This window comes from uncultured Bacteroides sp. (genome assembly GCF_947632445.1).
Taxonomy (GTDB): Bacteria; Bacteroidota; Bacteroidia; order Bacteroidales; family Bacteroidaceae; genus Bacteroides.
Genome location: NZ_CANRPM010000005.1, coordinates 50,121 through 74,672, shown reverse-complemented (window position 1 = coordinate 74,672; position 24,552 = coordinate 50,121). Strand labels below are relative to the sequence as shown.

Genomic DNA, 24,552 nt, shown 5'->3' with positions numbered 1-24,552 from the left:
ACTTCTATACATATTGTATTCTGTATGATAAGATTTATTTTTTTATATTGTACGATATATGATATGTATTCATTTGTGAAATAGTGATTTACGATATGCTTAAAAACATGTTTTATGATTTCCGCGTTTTTATAAACATGTATATATTTGCATCGCTAAACGGAAAAAGTGATGAACGTTATGGAACATACAATGCCCCTTGCTAACAATCATATCTCGGTGGACTGCGTTGTTTTCGGTTTCGATGGAAAGCAACTGAAGGTGTTGCTTGTGAAGCGGGTGGGAGAGGAGAGCGGTGAACTCTTTCACGACATGAAACTGCCCGGAAGCTTGATTTATCAGGATGAGGACTTGGACGAAGCTGCCAAACGTGTGCTGAACGAATTGACGGGACTGAAATCGGTGAACCTGACGCAGTTTAAGACTTTCGGTTCCAAGGATCGCACGAAAAACCCGAAAGACGTTCACTGGCTGGAGCGAGCCATCCAGTCGAAGGTAGATCGCATCGTGACCATTGCTTATTTGTCGGTAGTGAAGATAGACCGTGCTCTCAGTAAGAATTTGGACGACTATCAGGCCTGTTGGGTAGCTTTGCCGGAGGTAAAGGATTTGGCTTTCGACCACAACCAGATTATCCGCGAGGCACTGATTTTCATTCGTCAATACGTCGAACTCAATCCCTCGATGTTGTTCGATCTGTTGCCTCGTAAGTTTACAGCCCTGCAACTGCGTCGTCTTTATGAACTGATATACAACAAGACCATCGACGTGCGAAACTTCCATAAAAAGATAGCGATGATGGACTACGTGGTTCCGTTGGAAGAAAGGCAACAGGGCGTGGCTCATCGTGCGGCACGCTATTACCGGTTTGATAAGAAAATCTATAATAAAAGAAGATAAACGATTATGTATTTATTGGGTTATGACATAGGAAGCTCCTCCGTCAAGGCGAGCCTGGTGGATGTTGAGAGCGGTAAGTGTGTGGCTTCGGCCTTCTATCCGAAGACGGAAGCTCCCATCCTGGCTGTCAGACAGGGATGGGCCGAGCAAGATCCTGAAAGCTGGTGGACGAACTTGAAGTTAGCCACACAGGCTGTGTTGTACGAGTCCGGTGCCGATGGAAGGGATATCAAGGCCATAGGCATCTCCTACCAGATGCACGGGCTGGTATGTGTAGACCGTGAACAACGGGTGCTACGGCCGGCCATCATCTGGTGTGATTCGCGTGCTGTGTCTTACGGACAGCGGGCCTTCGAGACCTTGGGGCGGGAACGATGCCTGATGCACTTGCTTAACTCGCCGGGCAACTTTACCGCCGCTAAGCTGGCATGGGTCAAGGAGAACGAGCCGCAAGTATATGAACATATATATAAGGTAATGCTCCCCGGCGATTACATCGCTATGCGTCTGACAGGTGAAGTGTGCACTACCGTCTCCGGCCTGTCCGAAGGCATGTTTTGGGACTTCCGTCGCGGTTGTGTGGCCGATTTCCTGATGGACTACTACGGCTTCGCCCCCTCGCTGATAGCCGATGTTCGTCCCACCTTCGCTGAACAGGGACGAGTAAGAGCCGACGTGGCTTGCGAACTGGGACTGAACGAGGGTACCCCCGTCACCTACCGTGCTGGCGATCAACCCAACAACGCCCTCTCGCTCAATGTATTCAATCCCGGCGAGATAGCTTCGACGGCAGGCACGAGCGGCGTGGTCTATGGCGTGAACGGCGAGGTGAACTACGACCCATGCAGTCGTGTCAACACTTTTGCGCACGTCAACCATACGGCCGACCAGACCCGCTTGGGCGTACTCCTCTGTATCAATGGGACGGGCATCCTCAATTCGTGGGTGAAGCGCAACGTAGCTCCCGAAGGCATCTCTTATGCAGAACTAAACGACTTGGCTGCTCAGGTTTCCATCGGCAGTGGAGGAGTCAATATCCTGCCTTTCGGCAATGGTGCCGAACGCATGCTGGAGAACCATGAGATGAACTGCTCTATCTGCGGCTTGAACTTCAACTTGCATGACCGCCGCCATGTGGCCCGTGCCGCGCAGGAGGGTATTGTCTTTGCATTCAAGTATGGCATCGACATCATGGAACAGATAGGCATTCCCGTGCAGAAAATACACGCCGGACGTGCCAACATGTTCCTTAGTCCCGTCTTCCGCGACACGTTGGCCGGCGTGACGGGCGCCACTATCGAGCTTTACGACACGGACGGCTCCGTAGGTGCCGCCAAGGGAGCAGGTATCGGCGCAGGTATCTACCGTGACCATGTAGAAGCTTTCGCCACGCTGGAGCGTTTGGCTGTCATTGAACCGGACGTTACCAAACGCGAGGAGTATCTTGAAGCTTATGCCCGCTGGAAACAGTTGTTGGAAAAACTGATTTAACCTGGAATAAAGAAATAAATAACAATCATAAAAACCGAGGCCTGGCCTCATAAAACATCGAAAAGATATGGCAACAAAAGATTATTTTCCTGGCATAGGAAAGATTAAGTTTGAAGGGAAAGAAAGTAAGAATCCCATGGCGTTCCACTATTACGACGCCGATAAGATGATCATGGGTAAGAAGATGAGTGAATGGCTGAAGTTCTCCATGGCCTGGTGGCATACGCTGTGTGCCGAGGGCGGCGACCAGTTTGGTGGCAGCACAAAGACTTTCCCGTGGAACGATTCGGCCAATCTCGTGGAGGCTGCCAAGCACAAGGCAGACGCGGGCTTTGAGTTCATGCAAAAGATGGGCATCGAATACTACTGCTTCCACGACGTAGACCTCTGCACTGAGGCTGACACCATTGAGGAATACGAGGCCAACCTGAAAGAAATCGTGGCCTACCTGAAGCAGAAGCAGCAGGAGACGGGTATCAAACTATTGTGGGGAACGGCGAACGTCTTCGGTCACAAACGCTACATGAATGGTGCCGCTACGAACCCCGACTTCGACGTTGTGGCCCGCGCTGCCGTACAAATCAAGAACGCCATCGACGCTACCATCGAACTGGGCGGCTCGAATTACGTCTTCTGGGGTGGCCGCGAGGGCTACATGAGTTTGCTCAACACCGACCAGAAGCGAGAGAAGGAACACTTGGCTACGATGCTGCGCATGGCCCGCGACTATGCCCGTGCCCGTGGTTTCAAAGGCACCTTCCTCGTAGAGCCGAAGCCTATGGAACCCACCAAGCACCAGTATGACGTGGACACGGAGACCGTCATTGGTTTTTTGAAGGCACATGGGCTGGACAAGGACTTCAAGGTGAACATCGAGGTAAACCACGCCACTCTGGCCGGACACACCTTTGAGCACGAACTGGCTGTAGCCGTAGACAACGGTATGCTGGGTTCCATTGATGCCAATCGCGGTGACTATCAGAACGGCTGGGATACCGACCAGTTCCCCATTGACAATTTCGAACTCATCCAGGCCATGATGCAGATTATTCGCGGTGGCGGTTTCAAGGACGGCGGTACGAACTTCGATGCCAAGACGCGCCGCAACTCCACCGATCTGGAGGATATTTTCATTGCCCATATCGCCGGCATGGATGCTATGGCCCGTGCACTGGAGAGTGCTGCCAAGTTGCTCGAAGAGTCGCCCTACAAGCAGATGCTGGCCCAGCGCTACGCTTCCTTCGACAGCGGCCTTGGCAAAGACTTCGAAGACGGCAAGCTGGCGTTGGAAGACATCGTAGCTTATGCCAAGCAGAATGGCGAGCCGAAGCAAATCAGTGGCAAGCAGGAATTGTATGAGGCTATTGTGAATATGTACGCTTAATAATAATGAAGAATGAATAACTTAGAATGAAGAGTTCAGCCATACGTAAGGCCGATGTATATGCTCCTTCGTCGCAGGCCGATTCTTCATTCTTCATTCTTAATATATTCTATTATCATGATAAAACAAACAGAAAGCGGTAGCAAGATCTATCTCTTTTCCATTGTGCTGGTGGCCGTACTGGGAGGGTTGCTCTTCGGGTACGACACCGCTGTTATTTCGGGGGCAGAGAAAGGCTTTCAGGCCTTCTTTATGGGGGCACCGGATTTTATTTATACCGACACATGGCATGGCATCACGTCGTCGAGTGCACTTCTCGGCTGTATCATCGGAAGTGCTATTTCGGGACTTTGTGCCTCTCTCCTGGGACGCAAGAAGTCGCTCTTCTTGGCTGGTGTCCTGTTCTTTCTTTCAGCATTGGGTTCCTATTATCCCGAATTCCTGTTCTTCAACTACGGCGAGCCGAGCTATTCGCTGCTCCTTGCCTTCAATTTCTACCGCGTACTGGGCGGTGTGGGAGTCGGTCTGGCGTCGGCCATCTGCCCTATGTACATTGCTGAAATTGCACCGAGCAATATTCGCGGTACACTGGTGTCGTGGAATCAATTCGCTATCATCTTCGGCCAGCTTGTGGTTTATTTCGTCAACTTCCTTATCTTGGGCGATAACATCAACCCCGTCGTCCGTGCGGTGGAAGGCGTGAACCAAATACTGAACCCCGATGCAGCCGCCTGGACCATCGAGACGGGCTGGAGACTGATGTTCGTCAGCGAGGCCGTACCGGCCGGACTGTTCACCTTGTTGGTGCTGCTTGTGCCCGAAACACCACGTTACTTGGCTCTCTGCGGACGCGACGACAAAGCATTGGCCGTTTTAGGCCGTATCAATGGTGCTTCACAGGCACGGGCTATCTTGGCCGACATCAAATCTACGGCGCACGAAAAGACCGAACGTCTCTTTACCTACGGTTGGTTAGTCATTTTCATAGGCATCATGCTGAGTGTGTTCCAGCAGGCGGTCGGTATCAATGCCGTCCTTTATTTCGCTCCGCGTATCTTCGAGAGCATGGGCATGGGCAATCCGATGGTGCAGACCGTCATCATGGGTGTCATCAATATTCTCTTTACGCTGCTTGCTGTATTCACGGTGGAGCGGTGGGGACGTAAGCCATTGCTCATTTCAGGCTCGATAGGTATGGCCGTCGGAGCTTTCGGTGTGGCGCTGTGTAATGTGGTGACGGGTCTTCCCGCTTTAGTGTCCGTAGTGAGTATCATGGTCTACAGTGCGTCGTTCATGTTCAGCTGGGGGCCCATTTGCTGGGTGTTGATAGCGGAGATATTTCCCAATACCATCCGGGGTGCAGCCGTCGCTGTGGCCGTTGCCTTCCAATGGATATTCAATTTCATTGTATCGTCTACTTTCGTTCCGATGTATAACATGCAGTTGGGTGAGATGGGCGACAAGTTCGGCCACATGTTTGCTTATGCCCTCTATGGCATTATCTGTGTGGTGGCCGCTGTTTTCGTGTGGAAGCTCGTACCCGAAACCAAAGGCAAGACGCTGGAAGACATGACGCGGCTTTGGAAGAAGAAATAAGGAATAAATGGACAAAGAACGCTTATGAAAAAGATTATAATTCCTGTTCTGCTGGCCGGTGCTGTGATGTCGGCCTGTCAGCATAAATTTCCCTATCAGGATGCTTCCTTTCCACCGGAGGAACGTGCGGCCGACTTGGTGCAGCGCCTGACGCTGGAAGAGAAAGTATTGTTGATGCAGAACAATTCGTCCGCCGTGCCACGTTTAGGCATCAAGCCCTACAACTGGTGGAACGAGGCCCTGCACGGCGTGGCCCGCAACGGGCTGGCCACTGTCTTTCCGCAGGCTATCGGCATGGGTGCTGCCTTCAACGACTCGCTGCTCCACGTGGTATTTACCGCTGTAAGCGACGAAGCACGTGCCAAGAACCATATTGCCCGACGTGACAGCAGCTATAAGATATATCAGGGTTTGACCTTTTGGACGCCCAACATTAATATCTTCCGCGATCCCCGTTGGGGACGTGGACAGGAGACCTATGGCGAAGACCCGTATTTAACGAGCCGGTTGGGTATGGCTGTTGTCAGAGGTTTGCAAGGCCCTGAAAACAGTCTGTACGATAAGGCGCATGCCTGCGCCAAGCATTACGCCGTTCACTCCGGTCCCGAATGGAACCGCCATAGTTTCAATGCTGAAAACATTGCTCCGCGTGACCTGTGGGAAACCTATCTGCCTGCTTTCAAAGACTTGGTGCAGAAGGCGGGCGTGAAAGAAGTGATGTGTGCCTACAACCGATTTGAAGGATCACCTTGTTGTAACAGTGATCGTTTGCTGATGCAAATCCTGCGCGATGAATGGGGATACGACGGACTGGTGGTGAGCGATTGCGGCGCTATCTACGACTTCTTCGAGGAAGGCCGTCACGGGACGCATAAGGATAAGGCGGATGCTTCGTCGGCAGCTGTCCTTTCGGGGACAGACCTGGAATGCGGCGATGCTTATAAGTCGCTGGTCGATGCTGTTCGTCAAGGTAAGATTAAGGAGGCGGATTTGGAACGTTCGGTATCCCGTCTGCTGCTGGCCCGCTTCAAACTGGGTGAGATGGACGAAACCACGCCTTGGGATACTATTCCCGACTCGGTTGTAAACTGCCGGATACATCAGGCTTTGGCTCTCCGCATGGCGCACGAGAGTATGACTTTGCTCCAAAACAAGAACAAACTGCTGCCGTTGAAGGCGGGCATGACCATTGCTCTTCTCGGTCCCAATGCCAACGACTCAGTGATGCAGTGGGGTAACTATAACGGCTTCCCCAACCATACCGTCACGCTGCTTGAGGCTCTGCGGAAACGTCTGCCTGAAGATCGGTTGATTTATGTGCCCGGTGCACTTTATGCAGAAGGCTTTGTACCGAAACATAAACAGGAAGAGATGGAACAGACGAAGCCACTGGATGCCGCCTCCCTGTTGAAGCAAGTCGGTCGTGCCGATGTCGTGATCTTTGCCGGAGGAATTTCTCCGATGTTGGAAGGTGAAGAAATGAAAGTCAATGTGCCGGGCTTCAAAGGAGGCGACCGTACAGACATCGAGTTGCCTGCCGCCCAGCGCCGGTTGCTCAAAGCACTGAAGTCTGCTGGAAAGAAGGTCGTCTTCATCAATTTCTCAGGCAGTGCTGTGGGACTGGAGCCTGAAACGCAGATATGCGATGCCATTTTGCAGGCATGGTATCCGGGCGAGGCAGGTGGTATAGCCGTAGCCGATGTGCTCTATGGTGACTATAATCCGGCCGGACGTCTGCCCGTCACTTTCTACAAGAATGTGGGTCAGTTGCCCGATTTCCAGGATTACAGTATGAAGGGCCGCACGTATCGTTATTTCGAAGGTATGCCGCTTTTCCCCTTCGGCTACGGATTGAGCTATACGACCTTTGCTTATGGCAAGGCCGAGGTAAAGGACGGCTCTCTGTTGGTGCCCGTTACCAATACAGGTAGTATGGATGGCGACGAGGTCGTCCAGCTCTACCTGAACCGTCCCGACGATACCGACGGGCCGCGCAAGACGCTGCGTGCCTTCAAGCGTGTGCATATTCCTGCGGGAACTACCCGTATGGTCAGCCTGCCGCTGACGGAGGAAACCTTTAATTGGTGGGATCCGGCTACCAATACGGTTCATCCTTTGGCTGGCAGTTATAAGTTGCTATACGGAGGCAGTTCGGACGACCGTGCCTTGCAGACGATAATGTACGAGTTTTGACAGATAAGGGCAATGAATGCTTACCCTAAACCCCTGTCCGGTCGTTGAGCCGGGCAGGGGTTTGTTGTCTGATTATTTTTCAAAAGGAAACGGAAGCCAAACTGATTTCAATGGATGCTCAAAATAGTCCTGTCAACAAAATCGCCTGATTATCAATGGATATTGTTGACAGGACTGAGTCTTTGGTAAACATTTCCGTGAAAAAATAAAAAATACCTTGCCTTTAAAGGCAGCCTATTTTTTATTGTATTTCATAAAGTTTGTACGGCTCCTGTCACCGTCGCCGTAACTTGCTGATAATGAAGCGATATTGTTGACAGGACTAAAAATTCTTTTTTTTGCGATGATAATTATTGCTTTCAATCTTTGTTTCCCATTATAAAAACCGTTATTTACATCCGTCGTCTCACTTCCTGGATTCACCGCTGCCGTCCGCTCTATGCCGAGCTGACGCGGGGCGGCATTCCCTTCGATAAGCGCCGCAACCTCACCGCCCGCAAGGCCCGGCCCATCATGGAATACTTGGGCGAACTTTGCCTTTCGCCCAACTACTTCGGCGACCTGATTAAGAAAGAAACGGGGAAGACAGCTTTGGAATGGATACAAAACAAAATCATCAGCACCGCAAAGGAACGGCTGCTTCTCTCCTCCGGTTCTATCAGCCAGATTGCCTGTAATCTCGGATTTCAATATCCCCAGCATTTTACACGGGTATTCAAAAGAATGACCGGAATGATTCCCAACGAATATAGAGAAAAAGCCGATGCGTGAAGACACAGTGCGTCGAGGCGGCTGTACAACGCCTTTGAACCGTCAGTTTAAAGGCTTTGTACTGATAGTTTAAAGACGTTGTACCGACAGTTTAAAGGCTTTGAACTGATAGTTTATTAATGATAGACTGAAAATAAACTAGGACTTATTTACTGGTCACTAAATCCAAAATACTTTACTGACAAACTTATATGCTCTTTTTTCACCTGTTTCAGGATGCGTCCAGTCAGCATACTTGGGAATAGATATAACAATAATGGCGTTTTCATAATAGATTTCTTCATCGTCTATTTTATAATAGAAATCTTGATCTGTCAGCGATACTCCTTTTATAGGATAACGCAACCCACTCCATGTAAAATCAATCTTTGCTTTGCCATAATCATTTCTATAAATTCGTACATCCGAAACATGTAAAAGGGACTCTGACGGTTGCGTCACATTATCCAGTTCATCCTCTCTTAAATACGGATATCCATTATTCCAAAAACCATGATAACCGTATTGCTTATAAGCTTGTACAACTCTTCTCTTTGATTCTGTGCCAACTTTCCTGCAAGAATGATTATCAATCACCCAGTTTTCTTTTTGTTTGCCTTGTGGCATTGGTCGACCATTAAATTCTATCACATCAAGCGGCTTGGCAAAATCTATTTCATACCCTTGCACAGCGCCTGCCCGACCATCGTCTCGTACAATACGGATCCACTCTTTTGGATTATCTAAATCAATACCACCCGGACATAATCCTCCGTTCTTGCAACTGACAGCAAGAAGAAACACACGTTTTCTCATTATAAATTCCCTCCAAATTTAATGTCGTTTCCAAATTTCTCAAGAAGCATATCGCTAAGCACTCTTCTATGGCACTTTTCATTTGTCGGCTCAGAACATAACAATACAACATTTTCATATTTCCTGAACTCTTCAACAAAGTTGGAAATGTCGGACTTTGTTTGAAGTTGTTTCCTATATGCCGCCTCGAACAATTTATAATCCTTGCTCATAGGACAAGACTTGTCTCTAACTTCTTTCAGTAGTTCTTTAGTTGGCGCCAAGTCCACACGATGTTTATATTTGCAACCATTTGCCAACTCCGAAAGGAAATACGGCAAATCTTGTTCAAAAGCGAAACGTGATAACTGGCCATTAGGGTTAAGACGTATGTCTACAAGACAATCAATCTTGTTTGCTTTGATAATTCCAAAAAACTCTTTTGCAGTTTTCTGTGTAAAGCCAATGTTGAATAACTTAATCATAGTTCTCGTTATTATTATAGTTAAACCTTTTCCATCCATGTATGAGATTCCAATACCTGTCACAGAAGTCGTAGAGTTTCTCCTTATCAGTTTCTCCAAAATAATGGGCAAGAACATCATCTTTGAACATGGGGTTCAACAAGTTTTTAATGCCCTTCCTTTCACAAACAAAATTCTCAAGTTGTTTATCCAAATCAGAATTTGATATAAAGTAGATTCCTCCACCTGGATTTTCAACGATATGCCTTACTTCAAGCCAATCACCGTATCTTTGTTCAAGTGCTTTGCTTACCAAGAAATATCTGTGACAGTCCATCGGTTTCTTCTCGCTGCACATCAAACATAAGGTAAAGTTTTTATCATAGGCATTTTCAATGCGTTTTAATCCACTTATAAAATGTTCATCATGTCTGAATTTACGAAAATCTACAATTTCATCTGAACCAAGCAATTCTGTTTTCTCCGGTCGGTAACTTTTTGCTATGGGAAAAACCTCTTGTTCAAAGAATATGTCTGATGCCTTGGAGAAAACCTCTTGTTGACTACTGGCTTTGGCTCCAATTTCCGGCATATTCATGTATGGTATGCCTAATTCATTTCCCGCAATCTGCATGTTGTCGGCATTACATTGTGGATATTGCTTGGAAAACGGCACAGAGCGCACATCTATCAAAAAATTTACGCCATACTCTTTTAATATGTCAAACAAGTGATAGACATCTATGGTATTACCTTTTTGAAATAAGGTGTAACCAACTGTATAAATGTACTTTTTATTCATTGCAATATTCTTTTAGTTTGGTATTAAGCTTTATGTCGTTTATAGATTGCCTGTTTGAAATGAAACATAGAATTTCATCTTTTCTAATAAAATTGTTTTCATACTTTTCTATTAATTCAACGACTTTTCCATTAAAACCGGTATCATTGAAAGCAAATGTTATGGTCCGCTTATTTGCTAAAGTAAAGATGTATATCAATATGTATTCTTCGAGTCCAATTTCAAAATATCTACAACTGATAGCCCAGTTTAAGACATGGATATTTTGTTCGTTCTCTGTATAAGTTACAGCAGAACAAATTCCCAGATTCTCACCGTTGTCTCTATATATTTCAAACACTAAAGATTTGCATCCTTCGTAAGTTTCCTTTTTTTCAGCAAACCGGAATTGATTAGACTTTGCATAAAGGCGTATTGCTTCTACATTGTTTATATCGTCACTAACTTTGACAAGCAGTTGAGGGAGATAACTTTTTTCACGTTCCCGTTGTAGAACTTCATATAATCGTTTACGATTTCTTGATTTCAATGAAAGTTCAAATCTATCAAAGACACAGCATGTAACAAGTAAAATTATCAGTTCATCATGACTATTCCAGTCAGGTACAAAAACCTCAGACAGGTTTTGTCTGACTTCATCACGAACTAACTGATTATCGTCAATAAATACACAAGCATTTGTTAATATTGATAGCTGCTGAGCTATGGTCTTTATATTTTTACTTTTATCATTGTAATTGGCAACAATGCAGTCTATATGACCTTTTAGAGGAAACTCCTTTTCGTTAAATTTGTCAATAGCTGACAGAACTTTTTCTTTATCATTACGTGAACAGATAGCCACATACAGCCCCAATTCTTTAGCCATTGCACGTATGAAACGCATAAACGTAACAAATGGTATGGCATCATTTGAATGAAGGTTTTGTTTAATAGTTTCTATACCATCTTCTGCAAGAGTACCTTTCCAGATTGTATCGTCCAAGTCTAGGATAATCGCCTTATATATGGTTTTGGATTTGCATATAATCCGTGAGATGATTTGCATAACCAGTATTCCGACAATGGAAATGCCAGTTTTGCTTGACAAATATGTAGTTGAAATCAGATTTTCTATCCTATATTCAAAAAACTCTTTTTTTACGTTCTCCTCAATAGTATATTCAACTTGTATCTCGTCTATAGTATCTTGTCCTTTGGAGATTATCACTTCAAAATCACAGGTCTTCAATTTGTGCAGAAGAAGATACACATCGTGGTCATCTACAGTAATAAAATCTGCAAGGCCAATAATATTAACTACATACTTGCTTTTTATGAAACTACGAAACGGCTTGACATAGCTGTTAATGTAGGTTTCTATGTATCTATTAATCGGTGACTCTGTTTTAGTCATGATCAAGTCAGTGTCTCCCAGCCCCCGAAGACCTCTTGCTATTATACACCGAAGCGTGGAACTGCAATGCTTCACATCTTAAGTTGACGGTCCTGAGAAAACCTTGTGTACAGATGTAGTAATAGCAGCCCACGCTATAGCGTGAGAACCACTATGCTATCCTTGTACACGTTTGAAAGTTTCTCAGGTTTTCAACTTACAAGATAAGCATAACGCTTCTTAAAATTCTAATATGTTCTGGAATGAGTTACCCCAATCCGACCGCAAAGGTACTAAAAAATCGTAATAATAAGCCTTGTACGGGCAAATTATTGTGATTTAGGTGTGTAATATTTAACGCTTGAAGCAGCGGAAACCACCAGAGTGAAACAGGATAAGAATAACAATAACTTCAGCATCACTCATGCGGTTAGGTTTGTTGCGATGTCTAATAGGTTTGTCTACAATTATATATTTTCCTGTTGCAATGTAAATTCCTTGCAAAAATCATCGGCCATACAATAAATCTCCGTAACTTTAGACGCTGGAAACATAGTGATAATCGTTTAAATGTGATAACTTGACACCATAAATTTAATACTTTTATCGCTATGTTCCTATTTAACAACAGATTATATTTATTCTTATATGAACTCACGTTATGCTACATTTTGATACCGATTATATGGAAGGCGCACATCCCGAAGTGATGCGTCGCCTGGTAGAAACCAATCTGGAACAGACGCCCGGATACGGTTGTGACGACTATACGGCTCGTGCCAGGAACCTGATACGCGAGGCTTGCGGCCGTCCGCAGGCTGCCGTTCAGTTCCTGGTAGGCGGTACGCAGACCAATGCTACCGTCATTGACGCCCTGCTGGCACGCCACGAAGGCGTATTAGGAGCTGAATCGGCCCACATCAACGTCCATGAAGCGGGTGCTATCGAGGCTACGGGTCACAAGGTGCTCACGCTGCCCCAATACGACGGCAAGGTAAAGGCTGCCGATGTGGAAGCCTATATCCGCAACTTCTACCGCGACGAGACCTACGAACACATGGTGGCGCCGGGCATGCTCTACATCTCGCACCCTACGGAGCTGGGCACGCTCTACACCCTTCGTGAACTGGAAGACTTGAGCCGTATATGCCGCGAGGCGAATATACCTTTATATATGGACGGCGCCCGTCTGGGCTACGGATTGGCGGCTGAGGGAACGGACGTTACACTAAGGGACATTGCCCGCCTGTGCGACGTCTTCTACATCGGAGGTACCAAGGTCGGTGCCCTTTTTGGCGAAGCGGTGGTGGCTGCTTGTCCCGAGCGGTTGCCTCATTTCTTCTCCCTCGTCAAGCAGCATGGCGCATTGTTGGCCAAGGGCCGTCTGCTGGGTGTCCAGTTCGGCACGCTCTTTACCGACGGCCTCTACCAGCGCATCGGTACCCATGCCGTCCGCCTCGCCCTGAAGCTGAAGCAGGCGTTTGTAGAGAAGGGTTACAAGCTCCACCTCGATTCGCCCACCAACCAGCAGTTCGTCTGCCTGCCCAACGATACCATCGACCGCCTCATGCACGAAGCCACCTTCGAATTGTGGGGGCCTCGTGGCGAAACGGAGACGGTGGTGCGCTTCGTTACCAGCTGGGCCACGCGCGAAGAAGATGTGGACAAACTGATAGACTTACTATAAAGACAGCGGATTTGATTCTCTTTATGGGCCTTGTTCTCTTTCGTCCGGCATGAAAAATCTGAAATCAGATACTTCGTTATTCAGTAGAAATTCGTAATTTTGCGCTTCATTTGAAACGATAGAAAACAAACTTAAATATAGATAGAAATGGCAGTAGAACTGAAAGAACTGACCAAACGCAGTGAGAACTATTCGCAGTGGTACAATGAATTGGTTGTCAAGGCCGACTTGGCCGAACAGTCGGCAGTGCGTGGATGTATGGTTATCAAACCGTATGGATACGCTATATGGGAGAAAATGCAACGTCAGCTGGACGACATGTTCAAAGAGACAGGACACGTAAATGCCTATTTCCCGCTTTTGATTCCTAAATCTTTCCTTAGTCGTGAAGCAGAACATGTAGAAGGTTTCGCTAAAGAATGTGCAGTTGTAACTCACTATAGATTGAAGAACGATCCTGCGGGTGGTGGAGTGGTTGTCGACCCGGCTGCTAAGTTGGAAGAAGAGTTGATTATTCGTCCGACATCAGAAACCATTATCTGGAATACATATAAGAATTGGATAAACTCCTATCGCGATCTGCCTATCCTATGCAATCAGTGGGCTAATGTCTTCCGTTGGGAAATGCGTACCCGCTTGTTCTTGCGTACAGCGGAATTTCTGTGGCAGGAAGGACATACGGCTCATGCCACTAAAGAAGAAGCCGAGGCAGAAGCTGTGAAGATGCTGAATGTATATGCCGACTTTGCAGAAAAGTATATGGCAGTGCCTGTGGTGAAAGGTGTAAAATCTGCTAACGAACGCTTTGCAGGAGCACTCAATACTTATACTATCGAGGCGATGATGCAGGATGGCAAAGCATTACAGAGCGGTACGTCTCATTTCTTGGGACAGAATTTTGCCAAGGCATTTGATGTTCAGTTTGTCAACAAAGAGAATAAATTGGAATATGTTTGGGCCACTTCATGGGGCGTATCAACCCGTCTGATGGGTGCTCTCATCATGACGCACTCCGATGATAACGGTTTGGTACTTCCTCCGCATCTGGCTCCGATTCAGGTAGTTATTGTTCCTATTTACAAGAATGCGGAAATGTTGCAAAAGATTGACGAGAAAGCAGCCGGCATCGTTGCCAAACTGAAAGCGATGGGCATTTCCGTGAAATATGACAATGCTGACAACAAACGTCCGGGTTTCAAGTTTGCCGATTATGAAGTAAAGGGAATTCCTGTACGTCTTGTGATTGGCGGCCGCGACCTGGAAAACAACACGATAGAAGTGATGCGTCGCGATACGCTGGAGAAAGAAACCCGTTCATGCGACGGCATTGAAGAATATGTAAAGAATCTGTTGGAAGATATTCAGAATAACATTTATCAAAAGGCCTTGAATTACCGCAATAGCCGTATCACAACAGTAGACAGCTACGACGAGTTTAAAGAGAAGATCGAAGAGGGCGGTTTCATTCTGGCACACTGGGACGGCACGACCGAAACAGAAGAAAAAATTAAGGAAGAAACCAAGGCTACCATCCGCTGTATTCCATTTAATTCATTGGTTCCAGGTGATAAAGAGCCGGGTAAGTGTATGGTAACAGGTAAACCTTCGGCTTGCCGGGTAATTTTTGCCCGTTCATATTAATGAATGAGAGTAAGTTATATGATTATCCGCATGATGTCCGTCTATAAATTCTAGACCATATATCCCTTATTAGCACAGAGTTTTCCTTGATGTCCTCCGGGACTTACTCTGTGCTTTAACGATTTCCGTTCATCTATATTTCCGAGAGTAAAAAAGCATAATGTTATCTTAAATCCATTTGTGATTTAATTGAATTTAAGTACGAATGTAGTTTCTTTCTCATCGCCTTTTAAGGTGAGGCTACCTCCCGACAGGCGCATAATCTGACGCGAAATGCTTAATCCGACACCACTGCCTTTTTCACGGGTGGTAAAGAAAGGCACAAAAATATGATTTTCTATGTCGGGTGGGATAGGTGGCCCATTGTTCGTTATTTCAATGACGACAGCTTCTTCTTCGTTGCAGTAGGCATGAATGCGGATGTATTTCTCTTTCTTATCTTTGTTTTCGCTTTCGATGGCCTGTACTGCGTTTTTTAAAAGGTTGGTCATTACCTGTGAAATCAGATTTTCATCTGCATACAGGATAAGGTCATCGGGAGTGATTTCTGTCAGGAAGGTAATGTTGGAATTGGGATATTGATGACGTGCCAGACTAATCATGCGTTTGGTAAAGTCTTTTACATAGAACAATTCCGGTATGGGTGACGGAATGTGTGTGAACTGCCGGTAGGATTCAACAAAGGCCATCAGGCTTTGACTTGTGGCACAAATAGTCTGAAGGCCGCCTTGTAGTTCGTCCCGATTGATTTTATTTTCATCCTTGGCAAGCTGTAATAGGGTTTTGCTTAGAGAAGTGATAGGGGTGACAGAGTTCATGATTTCGTGTGTCAGCACTTTGGTGAGTTTGGTCCACGAGTCTATCTCTTTCTCATCCAGCTCATTATGTATATCATTTAAAGCCAGTATGCGGAGATGATCGCCATGAAGCATGATTTCGCTGACGTGTACAGCCAGATTTCTTGTTCCTCTTTCGTTGCAGATGGGGACTTGCAGTTTATTCCCTGCATGGCAATTCTTTAACAGGTTAGCCAGTTTTTTGTCGATACGTTCCAATTGGACGATATGGGTCAGTATGTCTGTACCCAACAAGTGTAAGGCTCCATTGTTTTTTTGGCAGACTACTCCTTTATCATTGAGCACAATGATACCTGTATCCACGCAATTCAATATTAGTTCATAATATTTTTCTTGTTGGGCTGTCTCGGTTTTAACTTGATATAAAATCTGGGCAACCCGATTAATTGCATGATTTACGAGCCGGCTGTCGGGAGTACTGCTATCTTCTGCAAAATGGATAGATGTGTCATTGTTCTCAATGGCATCGAGAAAGAAGAGCACTTTTCGGGCGTGTTGTTTATATAATTGCAATTGCCAGTATAGCACTACAAACAACAGAACAGTTAGGAAGAGGGCTAAAAGAAATTTGCTTTCCGATAGCTGTAGTTCGGAAGTGTCAACGATGCAGACAGCCCATGCAAATCCTGACGCGAGTGCCGTAATGAGACTGACGGTTGTGCGAAAGGAATAGTATAGGGAAAGGTTGTGGAAAGTCATAGCTATTGGGATTATAGTCCGTATTTTTTCATTTTGTTATATAAGGTTTGTCGGCTGATACCCAAGCTGGCTGCTACGGCCGAAAGGTTTCCTTCACAATTCTGTATAGCCTTCGTTATCATTTGACGCTCCATTGCTTCCAATGTAGAGACTTGGGAATCTGTGGCTGGCCGGGCAGACGAATGTGTTAACTGAAAGCAATCAGACGTCAGGATAGCACCGTCGCAAATGATGACCGCCTTTTCGATGGTGTGCTCCAATTCACGGATGTTGCCATACCAGGGATGTTTTAAGAGCTTATCGCATGAATCATCGGGTAGTGTAAGTGGTTTCTTGTGATATTGTTGACAAAAACGGCAGACAAATTGTTCGGCAAGTGGCAGAATATCTTCTGTCCGCTGGCGTAAAGGCGGTATTTCCAAATGGATTGTATTGATGCGGTAAAGCAAGTCTTCTCGAAACTCACCACGTTTTACCATGTCGGGCAGGTTGCGGTTGGTCGCGCAGATTAGGCGTATATTGACGGGTATGGGCAGATTGCTTCCTACTTTGACAACAGCCTTCTGTTGGATGGCTGTAAGCAATTTGGCTTGCAGGTGGAAAGGCAGATTACCTATTTCATCGAGAAATAAGGAACTGTCGTTAGCTGCTTCAAATTTGCCGGTACGTTCATTCCGCGCATCAGTAAAAGCCCCTTTTACGTGGCCGAAAAGCTCGCTTTCAAACAAAGATTCGGTCAGGGCACCCATATCTACAGTAATCATCTCGTGATGGCGACGCGATGAAAGACGGTGTATTTCTCGTGCAAGCATTTCTTTTCCCGTACCGTTTTCACCGGTTATCAGTACATTGGCATCGGTGTCTGCTACTTTTTCTACAAGGCGTCGTAGGCGGTTCATGGCGGCACTCTCTCCCCAATACATTGGGATACTTTCTTTTGTCTGTAGCTTTTCGGGAGGCATGGCGGCTGAAAGCAAGGTCTCAATCAGTTTTTCGTTATCCCATGGCTTTACCACAAAGTCCGTAGCTCCTTCCTTGATACCACGTACAGCCAAGCTGATGTCTGCGTAGGCTGTAAATAGTACTACAGGGATGTATGGTTTCATTTTCTTTATTTCATGCAGCCAGTAGAGACCTTCATTACCATTGTTGATCCCAGCCTTAAAGTTCATGTCAAGTAGTATGACCTGCCAATCTGTTGCGTTTAGGCATGTCGGAAGAGAGACAGGTGAGGAGAGGGCTTCTATGCGGTCGAAGTGCGGCTTTAGCAGTAATTGCAAAGCGTTGCGTACGCCTCGGTTGTCGTCTATGATAAGTATGTTTCCGGCTTTTTTCATCTTAGTTCTCGCGATGCTTGTCTGTTTTGGCAGACAAATATACGTTTTTTTTGTGGATAATCCTTTTGCAATCTGATTTCCGCTCATAGTAGACAAAATGATTTTGCTCTACATCGTTTTTTCTTCTGTTTCTTACCGACTGTTACAGTTTTTTTGTATTTTTGGGCAGTAAAAGGCTGAAACTTATAAAAACATACATATTATGATGACACCACAAGACAAAGAGATGCTTGAAAAGAAAGGCATCAGTGAAAAACAAATTGAAGAACAGTTGGCTTGCTTCGAAAAGGGATTTCCTTATCTGAAACTGGCTGCGGCGGCTTCTGTAGAGAACGGTATCTTTGCTCCTGCTACCGATGAACAGAAAAAGTATTTAGACGCATGGGAGGCATACATGCAGACAGACAAGACAGTTGTGAAATTTGTTCCCGCTTCAGGAGCTGCCAGTCGTATGTTTAAGAACTTATTCGAATTTTTGGGAGCTGAATACGATATGCCGCAGACGTCTTTTGAGAAGACATTTTTTGAGAAAATCGAAAAGTTTGCATTTTATTCCGATTTGGAAGAAGCTTGTCTGAAAACAACGGGCAAGAAGATAGCCGAACTGATAAGTGGAGGGAAATACAAGTTTGTAGTTGCAGCTCTGTTGGAATCTGCGGGATTGAATTATGGCGCTCTTCCCAAAGGTTTGCTGAAATTCCATAAATACGAAGACGGTAACCGTACTCCGGTTGAAGAACATTTGGTAGAAGGCGCTCTTTATGCAGCCAACAAGAATGGAAAGGTAAATGTACATTTTACTGTATCGCCCGAACATCGTGCATTGTTTAAGGAACTTGTTGATAAAAAAGCTGCTGCTTATGCTAAAAAATATGGAGTAGATTATAATATTAGTTTCTCCGAACAGAAGCCCAGCACAGATACCATTGCTGCGGATATGGAGAACAAACCTTTCCGTGATAATGGAAAATTCCTTTTTCGTCCGGGTGGCCACGGGGCATTAATCGAGAACCTGAACGACTTGGATGCAGATATTGTATTTATCAAGAACATCGACAATGTGGTACCCGATAAGCTGAAAGGGGATACTGTATTATATAAGAAACTGATAGCCGGTGTATTGGTCGCTTTACAGCAAAAGGCATTTGCCTATCTGCAGTTGCTCGACAGTGGTAAGTATTCTCACGAGCAAGTCCTTGAGATGCTTCAATTCCTACAGAAAAAACTTCATTGTAAGAATTTGGAAGTGAAGAACTTTGAGGATTCTGAACTGGCTATTTACCTGAAAAAGAAACTTAACCGGCCGATGCGTGTATGCGGTATGGTAAAGAATGTAGGCGAACCGGGTGGCGGACCGTTCCTGGCTTACAACAGCGATGGAACTATTTCATTACAGATCTTGGAAAGTTCTCAGATAGACATGAAAGATCCCGAAAAGAAAGAAATGTTCGAAAAAGGGACGCATTTCAATCCTGTTGATCTGGTATGTGCAGTACGCGATTATAAAGGGAACAAGTTCGACCTGACGAAATATGTGGATAAGGCGACTGGATTTATTTCATATAAGTCGAAAAATGGAAAAGAACTGAAGGCTCTCGAACTTCCTGGTTTGTGGAATGGTGCTATGAGCGATTGGAATACTGTCTTTGTAGAAGTTCCGTTAAGCACATTCAATCCTGTGAAAACTGTAAACGATTTATTGAGAGAGCAGCATCAATAAATGGACGTTGAAGTTGAAAAAATCGGAGGTCGTTTCAGAACAAAAGAAATACAGATAAAAGACAGATTATAATGAAGAAGATTTTATTATTAGGCTCCGGTGAACTGGGTAAGGAATTTGTTATCTCGGCTCAACGGAAAGGACAGTATATCATAGCCTGCGATTCGTATGCTGGCGCACCTGCCATGCAGGTAGCAGATGAATGTGAGGTGTTCAGTATGCTCGATGGCGATGCTTTGGAGCGTGTTGTGCGCAAGCATCATCCCGATATTATCGTCCCGGAGATTGAGGCTATTCGTACCGAGCGCCTTTACGATTTCGAGAAAGAAGGAATTCAGGTTGTTCCAAGTGCCCGCGCAGTGAATTTTACAATGAACCGTAAGGCCATTCGTGACTTGGCAGCCAAGGAGTTGGGACTGAAAACAGCGAAATATTTTTATGCAAAATCACTTGACGAATTGAAAGAGGCAGCGGCTCAGATTGGTTTTCCTTGTGTGGTTAAGCCGTTGATGTCTTCATCGGGAAAGGGGCAGTCGCTTGTGAAGAGTGCAAACGAATTGGAACATGCCTGGGAATATGGTTGCAATGGAAGTAGGGGTGATATCAAAGAACTGATTATTGAAGAATTTATCAAGTTTGACAGTGAAATAACGCTGCTTACTGTAACTCAAAAGAATGGTGTTACGCTGTTCTGCCCGCCTATCGGGCATGTACAAAAGGGTGGTGATTACCGTGAAAGCTTCCAGCCTGCCCGTATTGATCCGGCCCAATTGAAAGAAGCACAAGACATGGCAGAAAAAGTGACACGTGCTTTGACGGGTGCCGGCCTGTGGGGAGTAGAGTTCTTCTTGAGTCACGAGAATGGCGTTTATTTCTCCGAACTCTCACCACGTCCGCATGATACAGGTATGGTGACATTGGCGGGGACACAGAACCTGAATGAGTTTGAACTGCACCTGCGTGCTGTCTTGGGACTTCCCATTCCAAACATCAAGCAAGAACGTATGGGGGCCAGTGCGGTCATCCTTTCGCCAATCGCCAGCCAGGAACGCCCTAATTACCGGGGAATGGAAGCTGTAACTGAGGCTGAGGATACTTATCTGCGTATTTTCGGCAAGCCTACTACCCGTGTTAATCGTCGTATGGGGGTAGTCCTGTGCTATGCGCCTTTGGGCAGTGACCTCGATGCTCTGCGTGATAAGACTAAAGCGTTGGCCGCCAAGGTAGAAGTCTATTGATAGAAATACCTGTTTACAGAAGAATGGCACACAATGTAAGCGAAGATTTCGCAGACTTAGTGTGCCATTCTTATTTTTTGTTGTATGGTCATTTCAGTGTGAGCCTGAACATCTGACTTCCTGTACTGAAGTCTTCGTCGGGTAGAAAAGCGCCGGGAGCGAACAGACCGTAGACTGACGATCCTGAACCACTCATCGAAGCATAGACGGCTCCCATACGATAAAGCTCCGCCTTGATGTCACCGATGATAGGGAATTGTGGGAATACACTTTCTTCGAAGTCATTTACCATATAGTCTTTCCACTTTTCTATGGGTAGCTGTATAATGTCTTTCAGGTTGTGTATCGGATGTTGTGGACGGATACGGGCAAAAGCGTCGCGTGTCGAAACGAAAACGGCCGGTTTCACCAGCACTAACTGCCAGTTTGCCAACGAGAGTTCAACCGGTGAAAAGATATTTCCGATACCTTCTGCATACGTTGGCCGGTTACGGATAAAAAAAGCGCAGTCTGCACCCAGGCAAGCGGCATATTTTTCCAGACGTTCTTCTGTCAGATGCAGGTTGTAAGTCCCGTTCAGCAGTTTCAGCATGAAAGCGGCATCAGCCGAACCGCCTCCCAGCCCGGATCCCGAAGGAATGTGTTTATGCAGATAGATGTTTACGGGCGGTAAATCACAGCCTTCATCTTGTAGCAATTTATAAGCCTTTACAACTAAGTTTTTTTCTATATCTCCTTCAATCGGCAGTCCGCTTTGTGTAAGCGAATATTTCCCTTCGCCTTTATAGCTGGTACATACTTCCAAAGCGTCTTCTAACGGGATAGGGTAGAAAATGGTTTCCAAGTTGTGGTAACCATCGGGTCTTTTCTCAGTAATGTTTAAACCCAAGTTTATTTTAGCGTTCGGAAAGGTAATCATACTCGTTCTAAGTTCGTGGTTGTTTGCACAAATGTAACAATAAACCGGCAAACCACCGCACAAAGGTTTTATAAAAAGACGGGAATGGGGAGATAGAGTATGGAGAATTTCCCGTATCTTTGTTTCCTCCTTGTACTAAAAGCGGCAAGGGGAAAAATGTCATTCAATTAAACCGCTATAATTCAAGGCCATGGCAGAACAGAAACGAAACATTCGCACATCGCGAAGCAAGACACCGCAGCCGGTGACCGACTACGGACGCATTCAGCCCCAGGCTCCCGAACTGGAGGAAGCTGTACTGGGCGCACTGATGATAGAGAAAGATGCCTATTCACTGGTAGGCGAGATACTGAGGCCGGAATCGTTTTATGAACGCCGTCATCAGCTGATATATGCTGCCATTACCGACCTGGCAATCAATCAGAAGCCTGTGGATATCCTTACCGTCAAGGACCAACTTTCCAAGCGGGGAGAACTGGAAGAAGTGGGAGGCCCTTTCTATCTGGCGCAGCTTAGCGGCAAGGTGGCTTCGTCGGCTCATATTGAATATCATGCCCGCATCATTGCTCAAAAAGCTTTGGCCCGTGAGTTAATCACCTTCACCAGCACTATCCAGACAAAGGCTTTTGATGAAACGATTGATGTGGATGATTTGATGCAGGAGGCCGAGGGAAAGCTCTTTGAAATCTCCCAGCAGAACATGAAGAAAGATTATACGCAGATCAACCCCGTTATTTCCGAGGCTTATCAGTTGATACAGAAGGCGGCGGCACGTACTGACGGCTTGAGCGGATTGGAAAGCGGGTTTACCAAACTGGACAAGATGACTTCAGGATGGCAGAACTCCGACCTTATCATCATTGCTGCCCGTCCGGCTATGGGTAAGACAGCTTTCGTACTGTCTATGGCCAAGAATATTGCCGTGAATTTTCATAATCCCGTCGCACTGTTTTCGCTCGAAATGAGTAATGTGCAGCTTGTGAACCGTCTGATATCGAATGTCTGCGAAATACCGAGCGAGAAAATAAAGAGCGGACAGCTGGCCGATTACGAGTGGCAACAACTGGATTATAAACTGCGTGATCTGCTGGACGCTCCGCTATACGTGGACGATACGCCGCAGCTTTCGGTGTTTGAACTGCGTACCAAGGCACGTCGACTGGTACGTGAGCATGGAGTGAAGATCATCATCATCGACTATCTTCAGCTGATGAATGCCAGCGGCATGTTCTTCGGAAACCGTCAGGAAGAGGTCAGTACCATCTCCCGCTCTCTGAAGGGATTGGCCAAGGAACTGAATATTCCCATCATTGCCTTGTCGCAATTAAATCGTAGTGTGGAAAACCGTGAAGGTGAGGAAGGTAAGCGCCCGCAGCTGAGCGACCTGCGTGAGTCCGGTGCCATCGAGCAGGATGCCGATATGGTGTGCTTTATCCATCGTCCCGAATACTATAAGATTTATACTTCAGCCGACGGCACAGACCTGCGCGGTATGGCCGAAATCATCATAGCCAAACACCGTAATGGTGCTGTCGGCGACGTTCGCCTGCGTTTTATCGGTCAATATACCCGTTTCCAGAATCCAGAGGACGACATGATAATACCGCTTCCGGGCGAGGGTGGGGGAACTACCTTCGGTTCTCGCATGAATGCACCTATCGGTAGCACGGCCACCCCTCCTCCTCCCACTGAAGCAGATCTCAATTCCTTCGGCGGGGAAGAAATGGATGGTTCCGTCCCGTTCTAACAGGACAGCCGGGCTCTTGAGCACCGGCTGTCAGAAATGGAAAGGCTGCCTTCAGCAACAGTTAAGGATCGATTGTTTCGTCATCATTCGAATTTAAGTCCTTCTCGCAGCCATTTTTCCAGTTCGCCTGTCCACTGGCGTTTGTAAGTGAAAGCGTCGCGGAATCCCCAGCCGTGACCGCCGGTGGGATAGACATGCAATGTAGCCGGAACCTGATGTTGGAGCAAGGCTTCAAAGTAATGAATGCCATTAGCGGGAGGCACGGCTCCATCGTCAGCCGAGAGCATGATGAAAGCTTGGGGTGTGCGGTCATTCACTTGTTTTTCCAGAGTGTACTTCTCTTCCAGTTCTTGGGAAGGCTGGTTGCCCAGTAAGTTCTCTCGTGAACCGCCATGCGTCACACCCGGCACCATCGAGATAACCGGATAAAACAATACCTGAAAGTCCGGGCGGGTTTCGTCACTGCTGTAGAGGGTAGCCAACGAAGCAGCCAAATGGCCGCCGGCCGAAGCACCCATGATGCCGATACGGTTCGGACAGATATTCCATTCCTTCGCATGTTGGCGGACAAGGCGGATGGCCTGTTCGGCGTCGCTCAACGGTACTTCATAATGACTGTTGGGCATACGGTATTTCAGTACAATGTAGGTGATGCCTTGGGCATTGAACCAGGGAGCCATGTCATGCCCTTCGTGGTTCATAGCCAGACGGGCATATCCGCCACCGGGACACATGATAATGGCTGTTCCGTTGGGCCTGTTGGCCTTATAGACCGTAATGGAGGGAGTGATTACATTGGCCACCCGGCCCCCTTCGAGGTCTTCTTCTGTTCCGGCCAATCCGTTGCTATTGGGCGCTCCGTTCGGCCAGAGCGGAAGTTCAAACGTATTTTGTGCAGATAACATCGTTGCAACAGATAATAAGATTGAAAAAAATATTGTTTTCATAAGCTTTCAG

At 46.4% G+C, this 24,552-nt stretch carries 19 protein-coding genes and 1 pseudogene; 11 read left to right on the top strand and 9 right to left on the bottom strand.

Annotation, left to right across the window (positions count from 1 at the left end; all coding sequences use genetic code 11):
- Positions 1-171: 171 nt before the first annotated feature.
- From Q0Z70_RS02085 to Q0Z70_RS02060, 6 genes are all read left to right on the top strand, one after another.
- The gene (locus tag Q0Z70_RS02085) at positions 172-900 is read left to right on the top strand and encodes an NUDIX domain-containing protein (RefSeq protein WP_298072165.1); all 729 of its coding nucleotides are present in this window, start codon (positions 172-174) and stop codon (positions 898-900) included.
- Between the two features lie 6 nt (positions 901-906).
- Positions 907-2,391: an FGGY family carbohydrate kinase gene (locus tag Q0Z70_RS02080; RefSeq protein WP_298072163.1), complete on the top strand. Its 1,485-nt coding sequence runs from the start codon at positions 907-909 to the stop codon at positions 2,389-2,391.
- A 67-nt stretch (positions 2,392-2,458) separates the two neighbouring features.
- Positions 2,459-3,775 (top strand): xylose isomerase, encoded by a 1,317-nt coding sequence (gene xylA / locus Q0Z70_RS02075; RefSeq protein ID WP_298072160.1) that lies wholly within the window; start codon positions 2,459-2,461, stop codon positions 3,773-3,775.
- A gap of 120 nt (positions 3,776-3,895) precedes the next feature.
- Positions 3,896-5,371, top strand: a complete 1,476-nt coding sequence (gene xylE, locus Q0Z70_RS02070; RefSeq protein WP_298072197.1) for a D-xylose transporter XylE — start codon at positions 3,896-3,898, stop codon at positions 5,369-5,371.
- A 24-nt stretch (positions 5,372-5,395) separates the two neighbouring features.
- The gene (locus Q0Z70_RS02065; RefSeq protein WP_298072158.1) at positions 5,396-7,564 is read left to right on the top strand and encodes a glycoside hydrolase family 3 C-terminal domain-containing protein; all 2,169 of its coding nucleotides are present in this window, start codon (positions 5,396-5,398) and stop codon (positions 7,562-7,564) included.
- Positions 7,565-7,930: 366 nt separating this feature from the next.
- Entirely contained in the window at positions 7,931-8,335 is a 405-nt protein-coding gene (locus Q0Z70_RS02060) for a helix-turn-helix domain-containing protein (protein WP_298072156.1), read from the top strand.
- A 159-nt stretch (positions 8,336-8,494) separates the two neighbouring features.
- Here the strand turns inward: Q0Z70_RS02060 and Q0Z70_RS02055 are convergent, their stop codons facing one another.
- From Q0Z70_RS02055 to Q0Z70_RS02035, 5 genes and pseudogenes are all read right to left on the bottom strand, one after another.
- A complete protein-coding gene (locus Q0Z70_RS02055; RefSeq protein WP_298072154.1) occupies positions 8,495-9,130 on the bottom strand; it encodes a hypothetical protein in 636 nt (211 codons plus the stop codon).
- Entirely contained in the window at positions 9,130-9,594 is a 465-nt protein-coding gene (locus Q0Z70_RS02050; RefSeq protein ID WP_298072152.1) for a DUF488 family protein, read from the bottom strand. The genes Q0Z70_RS02055 and Q0Z70_RS02050 overlap by 1 nt, the downstream gene beginning before the upstream one ends.
- A complete protein-coding gene (locus Q0Z70_RS02045) occupies positions 9,587-10,375 on the bottom strand; it encodes a DUF488 family protein (RefSeq protein ID WP_298072150.1) in 789 nt (262 codons plus the stop codon). The genes Q0Z70_RS02050 and Q0Z70_RS02045 overlap by 8 nt, the downstream gene beginning before the upstream one ends.
- Positions 10,368-11,771 (bottom strand): HAD-IIIC family phosphatase, encoded by a 1,404-nt coding sequence (locus Q0Z70_RS02040; protein ID WP_298072148.1) that lies wholly within the window; start codon positions 11,769-11,771, stop codon positions 10,368-10,370. The genes Q0Z70_RS02045 and Q0Z70_RS02040 overlap by 8 nt, the downstream gene beginning before the upstream one ends.
- 339 nt (positions 11,772-12,110) lie before the next feature.
- Positions 12,111-12,304 (bottom strand): annotated as a pseudogene (locus Q0Z70_RS02035) (IS982 family transposase); the annotation flags it as partial.
- Between the two features lie 107 nt (positions 12,305-12,411).
- On the opposite strand from Q0Z70_RS02035, the gene Q0Z70_RS02030 reads away from it, so the two are divergent.
- Both Q0Z70_RS02030 and proS read left to right on the top strand, forming a co-directional pair.
- Entirely contained in the window at positions 12,412-13,437 is a 1,026-nt protein-coding gene (locus tag Q0Z70_RS02030) for an aminotransferase class I/II-fold pyridoxal phosphate-dependent enzyme (RefSeq protein ID WP_298072145.1), read from the top strand.
- A 147-nt stretch (positions 13,438-13,584) separates the two neighbouring features.
- Positions 13,585-15,078: a proline--tRNA ligase gene (gene proS, locus Q0Z70_RS02025; RefSeq protein WP_298072143.1), complete on the top strand. Its 1,494-nt coding sequence runs from the start codon at positions 13,585-13,587 to the stop codon at positions 15,076-15,078.
- 185 nt (positions 15,079-15,263) lie between these two features.
- On the opposite strand, the gene Q0Z70_RS02020 is transcribed toward proS, so the two are convergent.
- Positions 15,264-16,634, bottom strand: a complete 1,371-nt coding sequence (locus Q0Z70_RS02020; RefSeq protein ID WP_298072141.1) for an ATP-binding protein — start codon at positions 16,632-16,634, stop codon at positions 15,264-15,266.
- An 11-nt stretch (positions 16,635-16,645) separates the two neighbouring features.
- Complete coding sequence (locus tag Q0Z70_RS02015; protein WP_298072139.1) at positions 16,646-17,971, bottom strand: sigma-54 dependent transcriptional regulator; 1,326 nt, start codon at positions 17,969-17,971, stop codon at positions 16,646-16,648.
- A gap of 202 nt (positions 17,972-18,173) precedes the next feature.
- On the opposite strand from Q0Z70_RS02015, the gene Q0Z70_RS02010 reads away from it, so the two are divergent.
- The gene (locus Q0Z70_RS02010) at positions 18,174-19,691 is read left to right on the top strand and encodes a DUF4301 family protein (protein WP_298072137.1); all 1,518 of its coding nucleotides are present in this window, start codon (positions 18,174-18,176) and stop codon (positions 19,689-19,691) included.
- 71 nt (positions 19,692-19,762) lie between these two features.
- Positions 19,763-20,929 carry a formate-dependent phosphoribosylglycinamide formyltransferase gene (gene purT / locus Q0Z70_RS02005; protein WP_298072135.1) on the top strand — a complete coding sequence of 389 codons (1,167 nt, stop codon included), beginning with the start codon at positions 19,763-19,765 and terminating at the stop codon, positions 20,927-20,929.
- 88 nt (positions 20,930-21,017) lie between these two features.
- On the opposite strand, the gene ispE is transcribed toward purT, so the two are convergent.
- Positions 21,018-21,848 carry a 4-(cytidine 5'-diphospho)-2-C-methyl-D-erythritol kinase gene (gene ispE, locus Q0Z70_RS02000; protein ID WP_298072133.1) on the bottom strand — a complete coding sequence of 277 codons (831 nt, stop codon included), beginning with the start codon at positions 21,846-21,848 and terminating at the stop codon, positions 21,018-21,020.
- A 190-nt stretch (positions 21,849-22,038) separates the two neighbouring features.
- On the opposite strand from ispE, the gene dnaB reads away from it, so the two are divergent.
- Complete coding sequence (gene dnaB, locus Q0Z70_RS01995; RefSeq protein ID WP_298072131.1) at positions 22,039-23,595, top strand: replicative DNA helicase; 1,557 nt, start codon at positions 22,039-22,041, stop codon at positions 23,593-23,595.
- A gap of 83 nt (positions 23,596-23,678) precedes the next feature.
- Here dnaB and Q0Z70_RS01990 read toward each other — a convergent pair whose 3' ends face one another.
- On the bottom strand, positions 23,679-24,542 hold the full coding sequence (locus tag Q0Z70_RS01990) for an alpha/beta hydrolase (RefSeq protein ID WP_298072129.1): 864 nt from the start codon (positions 24,540-24,542) through the stop codon (positions 23,679-23,681).
- Positions 24,543-24,552: the final 10 nt, after the last annotated feature.

Excerpts from the sequence above, each read along its gene's own strand:
- Q0Z70_RS02030 (WP_298072145.1), top strand. The coding sequence starts at position 12,412 with ATGCTACATTTTGATACCGATTATATGGAAGGCGCACATCCCGAAGTG.
- Q0Z70_RS01990 (WP_298072129.1), bottom strand. The coding sequence starts at position 24,542 with ATGAAAACAATATTTTTTTCAATCTTATTATCTGTTGCAACGATGTTA.
- Q0Z70_RS02010 (WP_298072137.1), top strand. The coding sequence starts at position 18,174 with ATGATGACACCACAAGACAAAGAGATGCTTGAAAAGAAAGGCATCAGT.
- Q0Z70_RS02015 (WP_298072139.1), bottom strand. The coding sequence starts at position 17,971 with ATGAAAAAAGCCGGAAACATACTTATCATAGACGACAACCGAGGCGTA.
- Q0Z70_RS02040 (WP_298072148.1), bottom strand. The coding sequence starts at position 11,771 with ATGACTAAAACAGAGTCACCGATTAATAGATACATAGAAACCTACATT.
- Q0Z70_RS02055 (WP_298072154.1), bottom strand. The coding sequence starts at position 9,130 with ATGAGAAAACGTGTGTTTCTTCTTGCTGTCAGTTGCAAGAACGGAGGA.
- Q0Z70_RS02080 (WP_298072163.1), top strand. The coding sequence starts at position 907 with ATGTATTTATTGGGTTATGACATAGGAAGCTCCTCCGTCAAGGCGAGC.
- Q0Z70_RS02050 (WP_298072152.1), bottom strand. The coding sequence starts at position 9,594 with ATGATTAAGTTATTCAACATTGGCTTTACACAGAAAACTGCAAAAGAG.
- ispE (WP_298072133.1), bottom strand. The coding sequence starts at position 21,848 with ATGATTACCTTTCCGAACGCTAAAATAAACTTGGGTTTAAACATTACT.
- Q0Z70_RS02045 (WP_298072150.1), bottom strand. The coding sequence starts at position 10,375 with ATGAATAAAAAGTACATTTATACAGTTGGTTACACCTTATTTCAAAAA.
- proS (WP_298072143.1), top strand. The coding sequence starts at position 13,585 with ATGGCAGTAGAACTGAAAGAACTGACCAAACGCAGTGAGAACTATTCG.
- Q0Z70_RS02085 (WP_298072165.1), top strand. The coding sequence starts at position 172 with ATGAACGTTATGGAACATACAATGCCCCTTGCTAACAATCATATCTCG.
- Q0Z70_RS02065 (WP_298072158.1), top strand. The coding sequence starts at position 5,396 with ATGAAAAAGATTATAATTCCTGTTCTGCTGGCCGGTGCTGTGATGTCG.
- Q0Z70_RS02020 (WP_298072141.1), bottom strand. The coding sequence starts at position 16,634 with ATGACTTTCCACAACCTTTCCCTATACTATTCCTTTCGCACAACCGTC.
- dnaB (WP_298072131.1), top strand. The coding sequence starts at position 22,039 with ATGGCAGAACAGAAACGAAACATTCGCACATCGCGAAGCAAGACACCG.
- xylA (WP_298072160.1), top strand. The coding sequence starts at position 2,459 with ATGGCAACAAAAGATTATTTTCCTGGCATAGGAAAGATTAAGTTTGAA.
- purT (WP_298072135.1), top strand. The coding sequence starts at position 19,763 with ATGAAGAAGATTTTATTATTAGGCTCCGGTGAACTGGGTAAGGAATTT.